The sequence below is a fragment of the Dietzia sp. CQ4 genome (assembly GCF_014145125.1).
Lineage (GTDB): Bacteria > Actinomycetota > Actinomycetes > Mycobacteriales > Mycobacteriaceae > Dietzia > Dietzia natronolimnaea.
The window spans coordinates 1-16,032 of the sequence record NZ_JAALDZ010000122.1; the positions used below are offsets into that span (position 1 = coordinate 1).

Consider the following 16,032-nt stretch of genomic DNA (forward strand, 5'->3'; position numbering starts at 1 on the left):
GTGGAGCAGCGTCCGCAGCCACTCGGCGTAACCGTCGAAACCGGCCGCGCCGCCGAACACCTTGAGGTTGCCGATCATGTGCACCACGACGAAAAAGGTGAAGACCAGGCCCGTCACGGCCATGACCGTCTTGGCGGCCCAGGTGGGAAACGCAGGGGCGCGCCGGAGGTGTGGCCTCCGGGCCCTGACCGGGACGTGCGGGGCAGCGACCTCGGTCACGCGCGGACACCTCCTTACGGGAACGCGCGTCAGTCTAGGTCCGCCCACGCCGCCCGGGGCCGGGATGAGGACGGGGGTCGTCGTCCATACTGGGCACCGTGAACACCACCTGGATCATCATCGCCGTCGTCTCCGTCCTGTTGCTCGCCGTCCTCGCGCTGGTCGTGGGTCTGCAGCTCCGCAGGAAGCGACAGATCTCGCTGAGCAAGCCGGAGGAACGCAGGGAACTCACCCGTGAGGAGCGCTCCGGCAACTACCAGGCGGGGACGGGTTTCTCGTTCACCGAGGCGGGCGGGACCGCCACCGCGGCACCCCCGAGGGAACCCCTGCCGCGCGAGACGTCCCGGCCGGTCGAGACACCCCGCCCCGTCGAGACACCCCCGCAGGTCGACACGCCCCGCCCCGTCGAGACACCCCGCCCCGTCGACACACCCCGCCCGGCCGACACGGTCGAGACCCCCCGGTCGGTCGAGACGCCGGTCGTGCCCGAGCCGGACACCGAACCCGGTCCGAGCGACGACACGGTCGTCGTGGAACCCGCGCCCGTCGAACCGGTGGTGGTACCGCCGGAGGTCCCGGACGAGGAGGTCCCGGTCCCCACGACCGAGCTGATCACCGGGGCCCCCTCCCCGGTCGCCCCCGTCGAGCGGATCGACCCGTCCGAGGGGCGCCTGGACCGCCTCCGCGGTCGGCTGGCGCGCTCCCAGGGCGCCGTGGGTCAGGGGCTGCTCGGGCTCCTGGGCGCAGGTGATCTCGACGAGGACGCGTGGGAGGAGATCGAGGACACGCTGATCATGGCGGACCTGGGCACCACGGTCACCCAGCGCGTCGTCGACCGCCTGCGTGAGGACATCGCGACCAGGCAGATCCGCACTGAGGCCGAGGTCCGGAGCCTGTTGCGGCAGGCCCTCGTGGACAACCTCCACCCCGAGTACGACCGCTCGCTTCGTGCGCTGCCGAACAACGGCACCCCCGCCGTGATCCTCGTCGTCGGGGTCAACGGCACCGGCAAGACCACCACCACCGGCAAACTCGCCCGCGTCCTGGTGGCGGACGGACGCCACATCCTGCTCGGTGCCGCCGACACCTTCCGCGCAGCGGCCGCCGACCAGCTCCAGACCTGGGCCGAACGGGTCGGAGCGGAGGTCGTGCGGGGCAAGGAGGGCGCAGACCCCGCGTCGGTGGCGTTCGACGCGGTCGCCCGGGGTGTCGAGACCGGGGTGGACGCGGTCCTGGTGGACACCGCCGGCCGCCTCCACACCAAGACCGGGCTCATGGACGAGCTCGGAAAGGTCAAGCGGGTCGTGGAGAAGAAGACCCCGGTCGACGAGGTGCTGCTGGTCATCGACGCGACGACGGGGCAGAACGGTCTCATGCAGGCGCGGGTGTTCAAGGAGGTCGTCGACATCACCGGCGTGGTGCTCACCAAGCTCGACGGCACCGCCAAGGGCGGCATCGTCTTCCAGGTCCAACACGAACTCGGGGTGCCGGTCAAGCTCGTCGGACTGGGCGAGGGAGCCGACGATCTGGCGCCGTTCACGGCGGATGCCTTCGTCGACGCCCTGCTCGGAACCTAGGACGCGCGGGTACACAGGACACACGATCGGAACCACAGGGCCGGCCACGTTACAGACCGGAAACACGACCGCGCATCGGCTGAAACAGCGGAAAGGAATTCTTCTGAACCGAGAGTGAGTGACAAACGCTCACCATGGAGACGAGGAGGACCTCACCGTGAGAGGTGACAGTGTCTTGTTGCTCGCCCAGGAGGCGACGACGGAGATCGATGCGGGAGACACGGCCTGGATGCTCATGGCGGCATCCCTGGTCCTGCTCATGACGCCCGCACTGGCGATGTTCTACGGCGGGATGTCCCGCCAGAAGTCAGTGCTCAACATGATGATGATGTCGTTCAGCGCGATGGGGGTCGTCGGGATCGTCTACGTGCTGTGGGGCTGGTCGATGTCCTACGGCGAGCAGGACGTGCTCGGTCTGTTCGCGAACCCCTTCGAGATGTTCGGTCTCGCCGGGGTGATCGGCGACGCCGACAACTGGGTGACGTCCGCATCGGGCGCCTACCCGCAGGTCGTCGACGTGGGCTTCCAGGTCACCTTCGCGATCATCACCGTCGCCCTCATCTCGGGAGCCATCGCCGAGCGCGTGAAGTTCGGTACCTGGCTGACCTTCGCCGCCGTGTGGGTCACGCTGGCCTACTTCCCCATGGCCCACATGGTCTGGGGCGGCGGGCTCCTCTCGCATTCGGAGAACAGCCTCGCCTCGATGATCTTCGGCACCGTCGACGACGGTGAGGGCGGTCTCACCGCGGCAGTGGCCCCGGTCGACTTCGCCGGTGGCACGGTCGTCCACATCAACGCCGGTATGGCGGCGCTGGTCCTCGTCCTGCTGATCGGCAAGCGTTACGACTTCGGCCGCACCGCGTTCCGGCCCCACAGCCTCCCGCTCGTCATGCTCGGCGCCGGTCTGCTGTGGTTCGGCTGGTTCGGCTTCAACGCCGGTTCGGCGTTCGGCGCCAACGGTGCCGCCGGCCTGGCCTGGATCAACACCACCGTCGCCACGGCCGCCGCGATGCTCGGCTGGCTCCTCACCGAGCGGATCAGGGACGGTCATCCGACCAGCCTCGGTGCGGCCTCGGGCGTCGTCGCCGGTCTGGTCGCCATCACCCCGGCCGCGGGGTCGGTCCACCCCCTCGGTGCGATCGCCCTCGGTGCCGTGTCCGGCGCCCTGTGTGCCCTCGCCGTGGGACTCAAGCACCGCTTCGGCTACGACGACTCGCTCGACGTCGTGGGCGTCCACCTCGTGGCGGGGCTCTGGGGCACCATCGCCATCGGCCTCCTGGCCACCGGCACCTTCGACACCGATGCCGGCGTGTTCTACTCGGCGGACGGGTGGAAGCTGCTCGTGGTCCAGATCGTGATCGCCGTGGCGGCGCTCGTCTTCACCGCCATCATGACCGCGATCGCCTACGTGATCTGCCGCCCGCTGGGATGGCGCATCAACGAGACGGACGAGCAGTCCGGTATCGACGGCGCCGAGCACGCGGAGTCCGCGTACGAGGCCTCCACCAACGCGCTCATCCGTTGAGCCGACATCTGCGAAAGGAACCCCTGACATGAAGCTCGTCACCGCGATCGTCAAGCCGTTCACGCTCGACGACGTCAAGGCAGCACTCGAACAGGCGGGAATCCACGGTCTCACCATCAGTGAGGTCCAGGGTTACGGCCGCCAGAAGGGTCACACCGAGGTCTATCGCGGTGCTGAGTACGCCGTGGACTTCGTCCCCAAGATCAGGGTCGAGGTGGTCGTCGACGACGAGACCGCCGACACGGTCGTCCAGCTGGTCGTGGATGCCGCGCGAACCGGGAAGATCGGCGACGGCAAGGTCTGGGTGACCCACGTCGAGAGCATCGTCCGGGTCCGCACGGGCGAGGCGGGCGACGCCGCGATCTGATCGACGACACCACGAGGCGCGGTCGACCCCGGACCCGGGGTCGACCGCGTTTCTCAGTCATTCCCCCTGCCTCACCGTCGATCTCGGTGGGGGTGCACAGGCGTTCACAGAAGCGAAACACCGTGGCCGCCACGAGGTGACACGGGGCCGACAGTCTGGAGACACACTCATGAGGGAAAGAAGGACGACGTGAGCCTGACGGGGGACGGTGAGCGGGCCATGGCGCTGCGGGACGGACGCGAGCAGATCCTCTCGGCCGCGACGGCCGACCTCCCCGCGGCGCACCTGCGGGACGCACTGTGCGAGTTGTACGAGATGGAACTCGGACGACTCGCGGAGGAGGCCGGGATCGGACCGGGGTCCGGGTTCGCCCTCGTGGCCTTCGGCGGGCTCGGCCGGCGCGAGGTGCTCCCGTACTCCGACCTCGACCTGGTGCTGGTGCACGAGCGACGACCCGACCGCGACGTCGGTGAACTCGCCGACGCCATGTGGTACCCCCTGTGGGACTCGGGCGTGGGCCTGGATCACAGTGTCCGGACCGTGGACCAGTGTCTCGCGGTGGCGGCTGCGGACGTCTCGGTGGGATTGAGTCTGCTGGACGCCCGGGTGATCGCCGGGGACGCGGACCTGGGCGCGCTCGTGGTCGACGGCGCCCGGCGCCAGTGGCGTGACCAGATCGCCTCCCGGTTCGACGATCTCGTGGCCGCCGCCGTGGCCCGGCGTCAGCGGTCCGGCGTGATCGCGCACCGGAGTGAACCCGATCTCAAGAACGGCGTGGGCGGCCTGCGGGATTCACAGTTGGTCACCGCGCTCGCGGTCGCACACCTCAGTGACGGGCGCCCGGTCGTCCCCGGAGGGCTGACGGCCGCGCACCGGCTCGTGCTCGACGCGCGGACGGAGCTCCACCGGGTGAGCGGGCGGCCCCGGGAGGTACTGCACGCCGAGTACGGGGACGAGGTGGGGCTGGCGCTCGGGCTGGGCGATCGCTTCGACCTCGCCCGTGCGCTCAGTGACGCCTCCCGGACCATCGCGTTCACCGCGGATCAGGCCATCCGTGGCTCGTGCGCGTCGCTGTCCTCCCGCGGTCTGACCGGGCTGCTGCGCAGATCGCCGGTCCGCAGACCACTCGACGACGGCGTGGTGGAGCACGCCGGTGAGGTGGCACTCGCGAGGAACGCCCGTGTCACCGAGGACCCGTGGCTCCCACTACGGGTGGCGGCGGCGGCGGCCCGGTTCGGGCTCCCCGTGGCCGGTTCGACGCTCGGGGTACTGGTGGAGCGTTCGCCGGTCCCCGAGGGGCGGTGGCCCGCCGAGGCGCTCTCCGACCTCCTCGTCCTGCTGGGCTCCGGAGAGGGCCAGGTGCCGGTCGTCGAGGCGTTGGATCGGAGCGGGCTGTGGGAGCGGATGATCCCCGAGTGGTCGGAGGTGAGGGATCTGCCCGCCAGGGACCGGGCTCACGTCTACACCGTCGATCGTCACCTGGTCCAGACCGCGGTGGAGGCCTCCCGGCTGACCACCTCGGTCGCGCGCGCAGATCTGCTCCTGCTGTCTGCGCTGCTGCACGACCTCGGCAAGAGTCGCGAGGGCGACCACAGCGAGACGGGCGCCGAGATGGTCGGCCCCATCGTGCGACGGATGGGGCTCGATCCCGACGACGTCGACACCCTGGTCCGGATCGTCCGGCACCACCTGCTGCTGGCCGTGACCGCGACCAGGCGTGACCCCTCGGACCCGGCGACGGCCGACTCCGTGCTGGCCACGCTCGACCGGGACGCGACCGCCTTCGACGTGCTCGCCACGCTCACCGAGGCCGACTCGCTGGCCACAGGGCCGACGGTCTGGACCCCGGGCAGGGCCAGGGCGCACGCGATGCTGGTCGATGCGTGCCGGGACCGGATGGGGTCGCAACCCGGCGCGGTGGAGGCGCCGACCGTCGACGCCACCCGGCCGCACGGCCCCCCCGACGTCGTGGTGGACCTGCGCCCCGCCGGGACGGGGACCAATCACGAGATCACCCTCGTGGTCCCGGGCTCGGGCAAGTCCCTCGCGGTGACGGCCGAGGTCCTCGCCGCGCACCGGCTGGAGATCGTCGACGCGGAGATCGACCTGCGCCCACCCGGTGGGGTCCGCGCGAGGATGACGGTGTCCACCCGTTTCGGCGACCCCGTCGACCCGAAGGTCCTCCGCCAGGACCTGCGCCGGGCGGTCGACTCCGGGGTGTCGGCGTCGCTGAGGGCCGCGCTCGCACGCAACGCCTCCCGCCTGATCGGACCGCCCCAGGCCAGGTCCTCGGTCCTGGTCAATCGACGGACGGATGCCGACGGCATCCTGCTCGAGGTGCGGGCCGAGGACAGACCGGGGTTGTTCGCCAAGGTCATCGCGTCGATCCTGGGCAAGGGGGCGAGGATCGACTGGGTCGTGGTGCGGACCCGCGGCGCCGCGGTCGAGGACGTCTTCGCCCTGTCCGGCCCCGGAGCGGTGCTCAGCACGGCCACGGAGGTGGAGTCGCTGCTTCCCCGGCGCGATCCCGCCACGCCCGGCGTCGGGCGTGCCGATACCCTGTGAGCAGTCGTCGTCGACGACGCCGGGGCCACCACGCCCCCGGCCCGCGACCCAGGGAGCTGTAGCCGTGTTCGATTCCTTGTCCGATCGCCTGGCAGGTGCGCTCAAGGACCTGCGCGGGAAGGGGCGGCTCAGCGACGCCGACATCGACGCGACGGCGCGCGAGATCCGCCTGGCGCTGCTCGAGGCGGACGTCGCCCTTCCCGTCGTGCGCACGTTCATCTCGCGCGTCAAGGAACGGGCCAAGGGATCCGAGGTGTCCGAGGCACTCAACCCGGCGCAGCAGGTCGTCAAGATCGTCGACGCCGAACTCACCGCGATCCTGGGTGGCCAGGCGCGGCGCATCGAGTTCGCCAAGCAACCCCCGACGGTGATCATGCTCGCCGGTCTGCAGGGTGCGGGTAAGACCACTCTGGCGGGAAAGCTCGCGTACTGGCTCAAGGGCCAGGGTCACACCCCGCTCCTCGTCGCGTGCGACCTGCAGCGGCCGGGTGCGGTCGACCAGCTCCGGATCGTCGGCGAGCGCGCCGGCGTGCAGGTCTTCGCACCCCATCCCGGCACGTCCGTCGGGGGAGACGGCGAGGTCGTCGGCGTGCAGGAGCCGGTGTCCGTGGCCCAGCGGGGCCTCGCGCACGCCCGTGCCAAGATGCACGACGTCGTGATCGTCGACACCGCCGGCCGGTTGGGTATCGACGAGGAGCTCATGGCCCAGGCCAGGGGCATCCGTGACGCGGTCCAGCCGGACGAGACCTTCTTCGTCCTCGACGCGATGATCGGCCAGGACGCCGTGATGACCGCGGAGGCCTTCCGCGAGGGGGTCGGTTTCACCGGCGTCGTCCTGACCAAGCTCGACGGCGACGCCCGTGGCGGCGCCGCGCTGAGCGTCCGTGAGCTCACCGGCACCCCGATCATGTTCGCCTCCGACGGCGAGAAGCTCGAGGACTTCGACGTCTTCCACCCCGACCGCATGTCGAGCCGCATCCTCGGCATGGGCGACGTGCTCTCGCTCATCGAGCAGGCCGAGACCGTCTTCGACGCCAAGGACGCGGAGAAGACCGCGGCCAAGATCGGCTCGGGGGAGCTCACGCTCGAGGACTTCCTCGACCAGATGCTGATGATCCGCAAGATGGGCCCCATCGGAAACCTGCTGGGAATGCTGCCCGGGGGCAAGGAGATGAAGGCGGCCGTCGGCGACATCGACGAGAAGTACCTGGACCGTATCCAGGCGATCATCCGGGGGATGACGCCGGAGGAGCGTGCCGATCCGAAGATCATCAACGGATCCCGCCGCCAGCGCATCGCCAAGGGTTCCGGTGTCACGGTCACCGACGTCAACCAGCTGGTGGACCGGTTCTTCGAGGCCCGCAAGATGATGAGCCGCATGGCGGGTCAGATGGGCATGCCCGGAGCCGGCCGGAAGAACCAGCGCAAGGGCAAGAAGGGCAAGGGCAAGGGCCGCGGGCCGACCCAGCCCAAGAACAGGGGAATGATGCCCGGTGGGATGCCGGGGATGCCTCCGGGGATGCCGGGGATGCCCCCCGGGGGGATGCCGGATCTGTCCCAGATGCCGCCCGGACTCGACAAGCTCCCCCCGGGACTCGAGGGCATCGATCTGAACGACCTGAAGTTCCCCAAGCGCTGACCCGGTCGGCCGCGCGGGCACCGATTGGTACCAGCGGTGGCGGGGCGTTTAGACTGGTGCGCTGGACGCCGTCACCGGTGGGTCCCGTCGTGCTGGTCGCGAACGGGTGCCCGCGCCGAACGGCGGTCACCCGGAAGGCGAAACCGGGCCCCGCAACAGGTGCGGGAGTCGCTGAATCGCCACGTGACCCGCAAGAGAAAGCGAGACGCCACATGGCCGTCAAGATCAAGCTCACCCGCCTCGGCAAGATCCGTAACCCGCAGTACCGGGTGGTCGTGGCCGACGCCCGCACCCGCCGCGACGGACGCGCCATCGAGACGATCGGGCTCTACCGCCCCAAGGAGGAGCCGAGCTTCATCCAGATCGACTCCGAGCGTGCGCAGTACTGGCTCGGCGTGGGCGCCCTGCCCACCGAGGCCGTCGAGGCGCTCCTCAAGATCACCGGCGACTGGCAGAAGTTCAAGGGCCTCGAGGGCACCGAGGGCACCCTCCGGGTCGCCGAGCCCAAGCCCAGCAAGCTGGAGCTGTTCAACAAGGCGCTCGAGGAGGCCCAGGGCGAGCCGTCCGCCGAGGCCATCACCACCAAGCACAAGGCCGAGAAGGCCAAGAAGGCCGAAGAGGCGAAGAAGGCCGCCGCCGAGACCGAGACCGAGTCCGCCGAGGCCGGGTCGCCCGACGCCGAGAACGCCGAGGCCTGAGTCCGATGAGTGACATGGTCGTCGACGCCGTCGACCATCTCGTCCGCGGCATCGTGTCGGATCCCGACGCGGTGTCCGTCAGGTCGAGTGGCGGTCGGCGCGGCACGGTGATCCGCGTGACCGTGTCGCCCGAGGACCTCGGACGCGTCATCGGCCGCGGCGGCCGTACCGCGTCCGCGATCCGGACGATCGTGTCCGCCGTCGGCGGGCCGGACGTGCGGGTCGACGTGGTCGACACCGACCGCTAGTCCCACTCGGAACCCACCCGCACCGGAAGGACATCATGGAACTCGTCGTGGGCCGCGTCGTCAAATCCCACGGGGTCCGCGGTGAGCTGGTGGTGGATGTGCGGACCGACTCGCCCCGTGACCGTTTCGCGGTGGGCGAGCGCCTGCTGGGCCGCACCGGCAAGGGGAACAACGTCACGGACCGAGAGGTCACCGTAGAAGCCGCCCGGGATCATTCCGGGCGGCTTCTCGTGCGCCTGGAGGGCGTCTCGGACCGGGACTCAGCCGACGAGTTGCGCGGGATGCTCCTGCTCGTGGACTCCGAGGCGTTGCCGGAGACCGGAGATCCGGACGAGTTCCATGACCACCAACTGGTGGGGCTGCGGGCCCTCGACACCGGTGGGGCAGAACTCGGTGAGGTCACCGAGGTCGTCCACACGCCGGGTGGGGAACTGCTCGCGGTGCGCCTCGCGAACGGTGCGGACGCGCTCGTGCCGTTCGTCACCCGGATCGTGCCCGAGGTGGACCTGGGTTCCGGTACGTGCGTGATCGACCCACCGGAGGGACTACTCGATCTGGGGACCTCGTGACGGGGACCGACGACACGGTTCCCGCTCCGCGACTCCGGCTCGACGTCGTCACCGCGTTCCCGGACTATCTCGCCCCGCTCCGTCTGGCGCTGCCCGGGCGGGCCATCGATCGCGGAATCCTGGATCTCGAGGTCCACGACCTCCGTGCGTGGGCCCACGACGTGCACCGGTCCGTCGACGACACCCCGTTCGGTGGGGGCCCCGGCATGGTCATGAGGCCGACGGTCTGGGGTGAGGCTCTCGACGAGCTGGTACCCCCGCCCGCGGACGACTCCGCAGAACGGTCTCTCCTCATCGTGCCCACTCCCGCCGGCCGGCCCTTCACCCAGGACGACGCCCACCGGTACGCCCGTCGCGGTCACCTGCTCTTCGCATGCGGCAGATACGAGGGGATCGACCAGCGGGTGATCGACGAGGCCTCCACACGGATGGACGTGGAAGAGGTGAGCATCGGCGACTACGTGCTCATCGGGGGAGAGGTGGCGGTCCTGGTGATGGCGGAGGCCGTCGTCAGGCTCCTGCCGGGAGTCCTGGGCAACCAGCGCAGCCATGAGGAGGACTCCTTCTCCGACGGGCTACTCGAGGGGCCGAGCTACACCCGACCCGAGGAGTGGCGGGGACGGCCGGTTCCCGCGGTGCTCAGGAGCGGCGACCACGCGAAGATCGCGCGGTGGCGGCGAGACGAGTCACTACGACGCACCGCGCGGCGCCGACCCGAGCTGCTCGACGGCGCATATCTCCGTCCGGCGGACCTGGAGACGCTCGCCTCCGTCGGCTGGACGCCCCGCGCGGGCTGATTTGGGTCGGGCGGGCCGACAATGGCACACTAGCGAGGTTGATCATCCGGGCGCATCCGTGCGTCCGCGGACGGTCGCGCTGATCCGGGCACGAACCGGTCGTCCCGCCGGGAGGCGGGCGCCAGGGTCCTCTGTCCTCAATTCCTGACATCCGAGGAACACAATGAACACTCTCGACTTCATCGACAACAAGTCACTCCGCGACGACATTCCGGCGTTCCGCCCCGGCGACACGCTCGACGTGCACGTCAAGGTCATCGAGGGCTCCAAGGAGCGCGTCCAGGTCTTCAAGGGTGTCGTGATCCGCCGCCAGGGCGGTGGCGTCCGGGAGACCTTCACCGTCCGCAAGGTCTCCTTCGGCGTCGGCGTCGAGCGCACCTTCCCGGTGCACTCGCCCACCATCGACCACATCGACGTCCTGACCCGCGGAGACGTCCGTCGCGCCAAGCTGTACTACCTCCGCAACCTCCGCGGCAAGGCCGCGAAGATCAAGGAGAAGCGCTGAGCGCGTAGAGCGGGTCGGACTCGGCCGCCGTGTGCGGTGGCCGATCGACTACGCTCGTCCGGGTGAGCAGCACCGAATCACCTGGACAGAACCCCTCCGAGCCGGGCCCCCGAGAAGACGGGGACCGGGCTCGCGGCGTGGGTGGAGGCCGACGCGACGCGCGGACCACCGAGAAGAAGGGCCAGCCCTGGTACATCGAGATCCCCTTGCTGGTGGTGATCGCCCTGGTGCTGGTGTTCGTCTTCCAGACCTTCGTCGGGCGGGTCTACCAGATCCCGTCGGAGTCGATGGAGCCCACGCTGCACGGGTGTGCCGGTTGCACGGGTGACCGGATCTTCGTGGACAAGATCTCGTACCGGTTCGGCGATCCGCAGCCCGGGGACGTCGTGGTGTTCGAGGGGCCGGATTCCTGGAACCAGGGATACCAGTCCATCCGTTCGGACAACCCGGTGATACGGACCCTGCAGGACATCGGAGGGGTCATCGGCATCGTCCCGCCCGACCAGAACGACATGGTCAAGCGCGTGGTCGCCGTGGGCGGACAGACCGTGGGCGGGTGCTCTCCGGACGGCGGCCTCCTCGTGGACGGGGAGCCCCTGGACGAGCCGTACCTCAACGCGGAGCCCGCACTCGAACGCAACCCACTCAACTGCGCGTTCGGCCCGGTCACCGTTCCGGAGGGCAACTACTGGGTGATGGGTGACAACCGGGGCAATTCCGCCGACTCCCGCTACCACATGGGCGACGAGTTCCAGGGCACCGTCCCCGGGGGGAACATCATCGGCAAGGTGCAGGCCATCATCCTCCCGTTCAACCGGATCGGGTCCGTCCCCTCGCCGGACATCAACGCGGGGTGAGCCCGGTCCGACCGGGCCGGGTCAGGGTGACCCGGCGTGACGGACGGCTGGCACTCGAGGCGGCACTGGGACGGCGCGGCCTCGGCCCGGTCGCCGGGGTCGACGAAGCCGGGCGCGGATCGTGCGCGGGTCCGCTGGTGGTGGCGGCATGCGTGCTGGGGGACCGGCTCGCCCCCGACCTCGCCGACCTCGACGACTCCAAGAAGCTGTCCCAGCCCACCCGGGAACGGCTCCACGACGCCGTGCTGCGGAGGGCGGCCGCGGTGTCCGTGGTCGTGATCGAGCCCGATCGCATCGACGAGCGGGGCGTCCACCGGTGCAACCTCGAGGGGATGCGTCGCGCGGTGGCCGCTCTCGACCCGGCACCCGGCTTCGTCCTCACCGACGGGTTCGCCGTGGACGGGCTCGGATGCCAGTCCACGGCGGTCATCGGGGGCGACGCGGTCGTCGCATCCATCGCCGCCGCGAGTGTCCTCGCAAAGGTCACCCGCGATCGGATTATGGTGGACCTCGACCCGAGGTACCCGGGCTACGGGTTCGCCGCCCACAAGGGGTACAGCACCCCGGGTCACGCCAGGGCGATCGAGCAGCTCGGTCCCAGCGACATCCACCGGATGTCGTACGCCAACGTCCGTCGCGCCGCCCAGGCGCATTCGAGGAGCAGCACTAGATGAGCGCCGAGGATCTGGAGAACTACGAGACCGAGATGGAGCTCTCGCTGTACCGCGAGTACCGCGACATCGTCGGTCAGTTCACCTACGTCGTCGAGACGGAGCGGCGCTTCTATCTCGCGAACGCGGTCGAACTGATCCCGCGGTCCGCGGACGGTGAGGTCTACTTCGACGTCCGGATGTCCGACGCCTGGGTGTGGGACATGTACCGACCTGCGCGTTTCGTGAAGTACGTGCGGGTCCTGACTTTCAAGGACGTCAACATCGAGGAGCTCGACAAGCCCGAACTCCGCCTCCCTGAGTAGAACCCGGCGGCTGGTCCCCCACAGCCTCCCGCGCCTCCACAGGGTGCTCCCGGCCCGATCCGCGTCCAGCGGGTCGGGCCGTTGTCGTCCGGCATTGTGAGCCGCGGTGGCCCGGACGGACCGGGCCGCCCGGGAGGGGCTCGGGATGGCGGGGGACAGGGCGGGATCGGTCGCCGGCACGCACGGGGGTGACGGTCGCCGACGGACCGGGGCGATCGGGGAGGCGCATGCTGCGGGGCTGATCGAGGCGCGTGGGGGCGCGGTGATCAGCCGCAACTGGCGGAGTCGGACGGGGGAACTCGACCTGGTCGCCCTGGACGCAGAGGGACGGCTGCGGTTCGTCGAGGTCCGCACGCGGACCGGCACCGGGTTCGGAACACCGGCCGAATCGGTGATCGCGGTCAAGCAGCGCCGTCTGCGCACGCTGGCACGGGAGTGGCTGGCGGCGAACCCGGGTCCCTGGCGACAGGTCTGCTTCGACGTGATCGGAGTGGACCTCGCGGACCCCTCCCGGCCGAGACTGGAACTCTTCGAGGACGTGTTCTGAGATGGCGCTCGGGCGGACGTGGGCGGTGACTCTCTCGGGGATCGGGGGCCAGCTCGTCGAGGTCGAGGCCGATGTCGGGCGCGGACTCCCCGGGGTGAGCATCGTGGGGATGGGTGACGGCGCGGTCATGCAGTCCAGGGAACGGATGCGGGCGGCGGTGGTCAATTCGGGCCTGTCCTGGCCGAGGGGGAAGGTGGTGCTCTCGCTGTCCCCGGCGGCGCTGCCCAAGCGTGGATCGGGATTCGACCTGGCGCTCGCGATCGGGGCGCTCACCGCGTCGGACGAGCTACCGGCCGAGGGGTTCGAGGGCACACTCCTGATCGGCGAGTTGGCGCTCGACGGCCGCGTCCGTCCGGTGCGTGGGGTGCTACCGGCGGTGCTCGCGGCGCGAGACGCGGGCCTCCGGCGTGCGATCGTCCCGGCCGAGAACCTGGCCGAGGCCAGGCTGGTGGGGGGCATCGACACCGCGGGAGTGGAGTCCCTGGCGATGCTGGCGGCATGGAGCCGAGGCAGCGGTGACCTCATCACCGAGGCCCCGGACCCGGTGGCTGCCTGTACGGACGACGGCATGGATCTGGCGGAGGTCCACGGTCAGGACGACTGCCGCCGCGCGGTCGAGGTCGCGGCGGCCGGGGGGCACGCGCTGCTCCTCCAGGGTGCGCCCGGGACGGGCAAGACGATGCTGGCCCGGCGCCTGCCCGGTCTGCTGCCGGATCTGGGGGAGCGGGAGGCGCTCGAGGCCACAGCGATCCACTCGGTCATGGGCCGACTGTCGGACCACGACCCGCTGCTCCGGCGCCCGCCGTTCGTCGCCCCGCATCACACCGCGTCAGCGGCGGCGCTCGTCGGCGGTGGGAACAACACCGCCAAGCCAGGTGCCGCGACCCTCGCGCATCGGGGTGTTCTCTTCCTGGACGAGTGCGCGGAGTTCTCGGGGAGGGTCCTGGACAGCCTGCGGACACCGCTCGAGGACGGGGAGGTCCGGATCGCACGCCGGGACGGCGTCTCGGTGTTCCCCGCCCGATTCCAGCTGGTGATGGCGGCGAACGACTGCCCGTGTGGGTCGCCGCGGCCCTCCGAGTGCTCCTGCACCCCCGACGCGCGACGCCGATACGGGAGGTCGTTGACCGGCCCACTGCGCGACCGGCTGGACATCCTGTCCCGGACCCTGCCGTTGGGGTCGGGGCTGTTCGCGGTCGGCCAGGAGGAGGACACCGCCGTGGTCCGCGCCAGAGTGGCAACCGCCAGGGCGGCGGCCGCCGAGAGGTGGGCGGCGTGCCCCGGCACCGCGGGCGCCCGCACCAACGCCGACGTTCCCGGGAGAGTGCTGCGCACAGTGCGCGGACTGGACCCGCGCGCGCTGCGACCGGTCAACCGGTCCCTGGCGCTCGGGGTGCTGTCGCCCCGGGGGGTGGACCGGTGCCTACGCCTGGCGTGGACGATCGCCGATCTCGACGGCGCCGGTGCCCCCGGGGAGGCACACGTGTCCGAGGCACTCGTGTTGAGAGGGGAGGAGTGATGGACGACGGCGACGACCCGGTGGTGACGGCGGAGGCCCGCCGGGCCTACGCGTACCTGGGGGCGGTGACGGAACGGCCCACGGCGGAACTGTGGGATCTGGTGGACGAGGTCGGACCGATCGAGGCCTGCGACCGCATCAGGCTGGCGCGCGTGCCGGACGCGCTCGCGGAGCAGTCGGCGTCCCGCCGGGACCGCGTGGACGGCGCGGCACTCATGGATGCCGCCGGAGAGGTCGGCGCCCATCTGGTGGTCCCCGGGGACCCGGGCTGGCCGGCACACGCCCTCGCACCGCTGGACCGTCCGAGGGGGCGGCGCCGGGGTGGACGGGGAGGGGTCGCCACCGCGCTGCGCCCGCTGGGCCTGTGGTGGCGGGGGACCGCCGATCCCGCCTTGTCGCTCGGGAGATCGGTCGCGGTGGTGGGCACCCGGGCGCCCACGCCGTACGGTCGCGCCGTGACCGCGGATCTGGCCTCGGGCGTCTGTGCCGAGGGGTTCACGGTGGTCTCGGGAGGCGCGTTCGGCATCGATGCGGCCGCTCACAGGGCGGTCCTCGGCGCGGGTGGGTGCACGATCGCCGTGCTCGCCGGGGGCGTCGACCGGCTCTATCCGCGCGGCAACGACGGGATGCTGAGAGCGGTCGCGGAATCGGGGGCGGTGGTCTCGGCGCAGGCTCCGGGTACCGGGGTGACCCGGTACCGCTTCCTCGACCGGAACCGCCTCATCGCGGCCCTGTCCCGCGCCACGGTGGTGGTCGAGGCGGCCGCCCGTAGCGGTGCGCTGAGTACCGCGGCGTGGGCCTCGGCGCTGGACCGGCCGGTGGGTGCCGTCCCCGGACCGGTCACGTCGGTCGCATCGGTGGGGTGCCACCTGCTCGTGAGGGACAGGGGAGCGGTGCTGGTCGGCAGGACCGCCGACGTGATCGAGCTGGCCGGCGACATGGGGGAGACGGCCGCGCCGCCCACCGGGCACTCGAGTTCCTGGGACGGGCTGGACGACGTGACCCGTCGGGTCCTGGAGGCGCTGCCCGTCACCGGCGGAACCGCGCCGGCAGAGATCGCGGCGTCCGCGGGGACGGCGCCGACCGTCACTCGCGCGGTCCTGGGCCGGCTGCTGTCCGCGGGCGCGGCGGTCCGTGGGCCCGAAGGGTGGCGCAGATCCGGGGACGGAGGCGTCCAGCTGGCCTTCCCTGTGGCATGAGCTGGTACGTGCGGTAGTTGCACCTCCTTTCGGCGCCGGCTTGCCCACCTAGCACTTGGTGCTCATGCTGTGCAATGGTGACGATGGCGTGCTGGGCCGGTCTACGCTGGGCCCACCCGAGGATTGAGTCGCCCTGGCTCCGTCGGAGGGTTTTGCTGAATCAGGCGGCTTGAGATTCGGTCGCCTGGTTGGAACGGTACATCTCCTCATATTCAATGGGTGGCC

The 16,032-nt window shown here is 70.7% G+C and carries 16 protein-coding genes and 1 pseudogene; 16 read left to right on the forward strand and 1 reads right to left on the reverse strand.

All coding sequences use genetic code 11. The features are described 5' to 3' along the window. Nucleotides 1-219, reverse strand: a pseudogene (locus G6031_RS18860) (succinate dehydrogenase); the annotation flags it as partial. 98 nt (nucleotides 220-317) lie between these two features. Here G6031_RS18860 and ftsY point away from each other — a divergent pair. The 16 genes from ftsY (at nucleotide 318) to dprA (ending at nucleotide 15,807) form a co-directional block, all read left to right on the forward strand. Then, nucleotides 318-1,796, forward strand: a complete 1,479-nt coding sequence (ftsY, locus tag G6031_RS07665; protein WP_182652919.1) for a signal recognition particle-docking protein FtsY — start codon at nucleotides 318-320, stop codon at nucleotides 1,794-1,796. A 157-nt stretch (nucleotides 1,797-1,953) separates the two neighbouring features. Beyond that, nucleotides 1,954-3,321, forward strand: a complete 1,368-nt coding sequence (locus tag G6031_RS07670) for an ammonium transporter (protein ID WP_346034510.1) — start codon at nucleotides 1,954-1,956, stop codon at nucleotides 3,319-3,321. Nucleotides 3,322-3,349: 28 nt separating this feature from the next. Then, complete coding sequence (locus G6031_RS07675; RefSeq protein ID WP_095716792.1) at nucleotides 3,350-3,688, forward strand: P-II family nitrogen regulator; 339 nt, start codon at nucleotides 3,350-3,352, stop codon at nucleotides 3,686-3,688. Between the two features lie 189 nt (nucleotides 3,689-3,877). Beyond that, complete coding sequence (locus G6031_RS07680) at nucleotides 3,878-6,253, forward strand: [protein-PII] uridylyltransferase (RefSeq protein ID WP_182639171.1); 2,376 nt, start codon at nucleotides 3,878-3,880, stop codon at nucleotides 6,251-6,253. Nucleotides 6,254-6,317: 64 nt separating this feature from the next. Beyond that, complete coding sequence (gene ffh / locus G6031_RS07685) at nucleotides 6,318-7,892, forward strand: signal recognition particle protein (protein WP_179525473.1); 1,575 nt, start codon at nucleotides 6,318-6,320, stop codon at nucleotides 7,890-7,892. 212 nt (nucleotides 7,893-8,104) lie between these two features. Beyond that, the gene (rpsP, locus tag G6031_RS07690) at nucleotides 8,105-8,590 is read left to right on the forward strand and encodes a 30S ribosomal protein S16 (protein WP_182652920.1); all 486 of its coding nucleotides are present in this window, start codon (nucleotides 8,105-8,107) and stop codon (nucleotides 8,588-8,590) included. A 5-nt stretch (nucleotides 8,591-8,595) separates the two neighbouring features. After that, entirely contained in the window at nucleotides 8,596-8,838 is a 243-nt protein-coding gene (locus G6031_RS07695) for an RNA-binding protein (protein ID WP_179525471.1), read from the forward strand. Nucleotides 8,839-8,873: 35 nt separating this feature from the next. Further along, nucleotides 8,874-9,407: a ribosome maturation factor RimM gene (gene rimM, locus G6031_RS07700; RefSeq protein WP_182652921.1), complete on the forward strand. Its 534-nt coding sequence runs from the start codon at nucleotides 8,874-8,876 to the stop codon at nucleotides 9,405-9,407. Next, a complete protein-coding gene (gene trmD / locus G6031_RS07705; protein WP_182652922.1) occupies nucleotides 9,404-10,204 on the forward strand; it encodes a tRNA (guanosine(37)-N1)-methyltransferase TrmD in 801 nt (266 codons plus the stop codon). Before rimM ends, trmD begins: the two co-directional genes overlap by 4 nt. Nucleotides 10,205-10,367: 163 nt before the next feature. After that, nucleotides 10,368-10,709: a 50S ribosomal protein L19 gene (gene rplS / locus G6031_RS07710; RefSeq protein WP_017836979.1), complete on the forward strand. Its 342-nt coding sequence runs from the start codon at nucleotides 10,368-10,370 to the stop codon at nucleotides 10,707-10,709. 137 nt (nucleotides 10,710-10,846) lie between these two features. After that, nucleotides 10,847-11,566 carry a signal peptidase I gene (lepB, locus tag G6031_RS07715; RefSeq protein ID WP_347237811.1) on the forward strand — a complete coding sequence of 240 codons (720 nt, stop codon included), beginning with the start codon at nucleotides 10,847-10,849 and terminating at the stop codon, nucleotides 11,564-11,566. Further along, nucleotides 11,563-12,240, forward strand: a complete 678-nt coding sequence (locus tag G6031_RS07720) for a ribonuclease HII (RefSeq protein ID WP_179525467.1) — start codon at nucleotides 11,563-11,565, stop codon at nucleotides 12,238-12,240. The genes lepB and G6031_RS07720 overlap by 4 nt, the downstream gene beginning before the upstream one ends. Next, nucleotides 12,237-12,542 carry a DUF2469 domain-containing protein gene (locus G6031_RS07725; protein ID WP_007632861.1) on the forward strand — a complete coding sequence of 102 codons (306 nt, stop codon included), beginning with the start codon at nucleotides 12,237-12,239 and terminating at the stop codon, nucleotides 12,540-12,542. Before G6031_RS07720 ends, G6031_RS07725 begins: the two co-directional genes overlap by 4 nt. Before the next feature lie 145 nt (nucleotides 12,543-12,687). Beyond that, nucleotides 12,688-13,089, forward strand: coding sequence for a YraN family protein (locus G6031_RS07730; protein ID WP_182652926.1), 402 nt, complete (start codon nucleotides 12,688-12,690; stop codon nucleotides 13,087-13,089). 1 nt (nucleotide 13,090) lies between these two features. Continuing rightward, nucleotides 13,091-14,608 (forward strand): YifB family Mg chelatase-like AAA ATPase, encoded by a 1,518-nt coding sequence (locus G6031_RS07735; RefSeq protein WP_182652924.1) that lies wholly within the window; start codon nucleotides 13,091-13,093, stop codon nucleotides 14,606-14,608. Beyond that, nucleotides 14,608-15,807, forward strand: a complete 1,200-nt coding sequence (gene dprA, locus G6031_RS07740; RefSeq protein WP_182652925.1) for a DNA-processing protein DprA — start codon at nucleotides 14,608-14,610, stop codon at nucleotides 15,805-15,807. Before G6031_RS07735 ends, dprA begins: the two co-directional genes overlap by 1 nt. The last annotated feature ends 225 nt before the right edge of the window (nucleotides 15,808-16,032 follow it).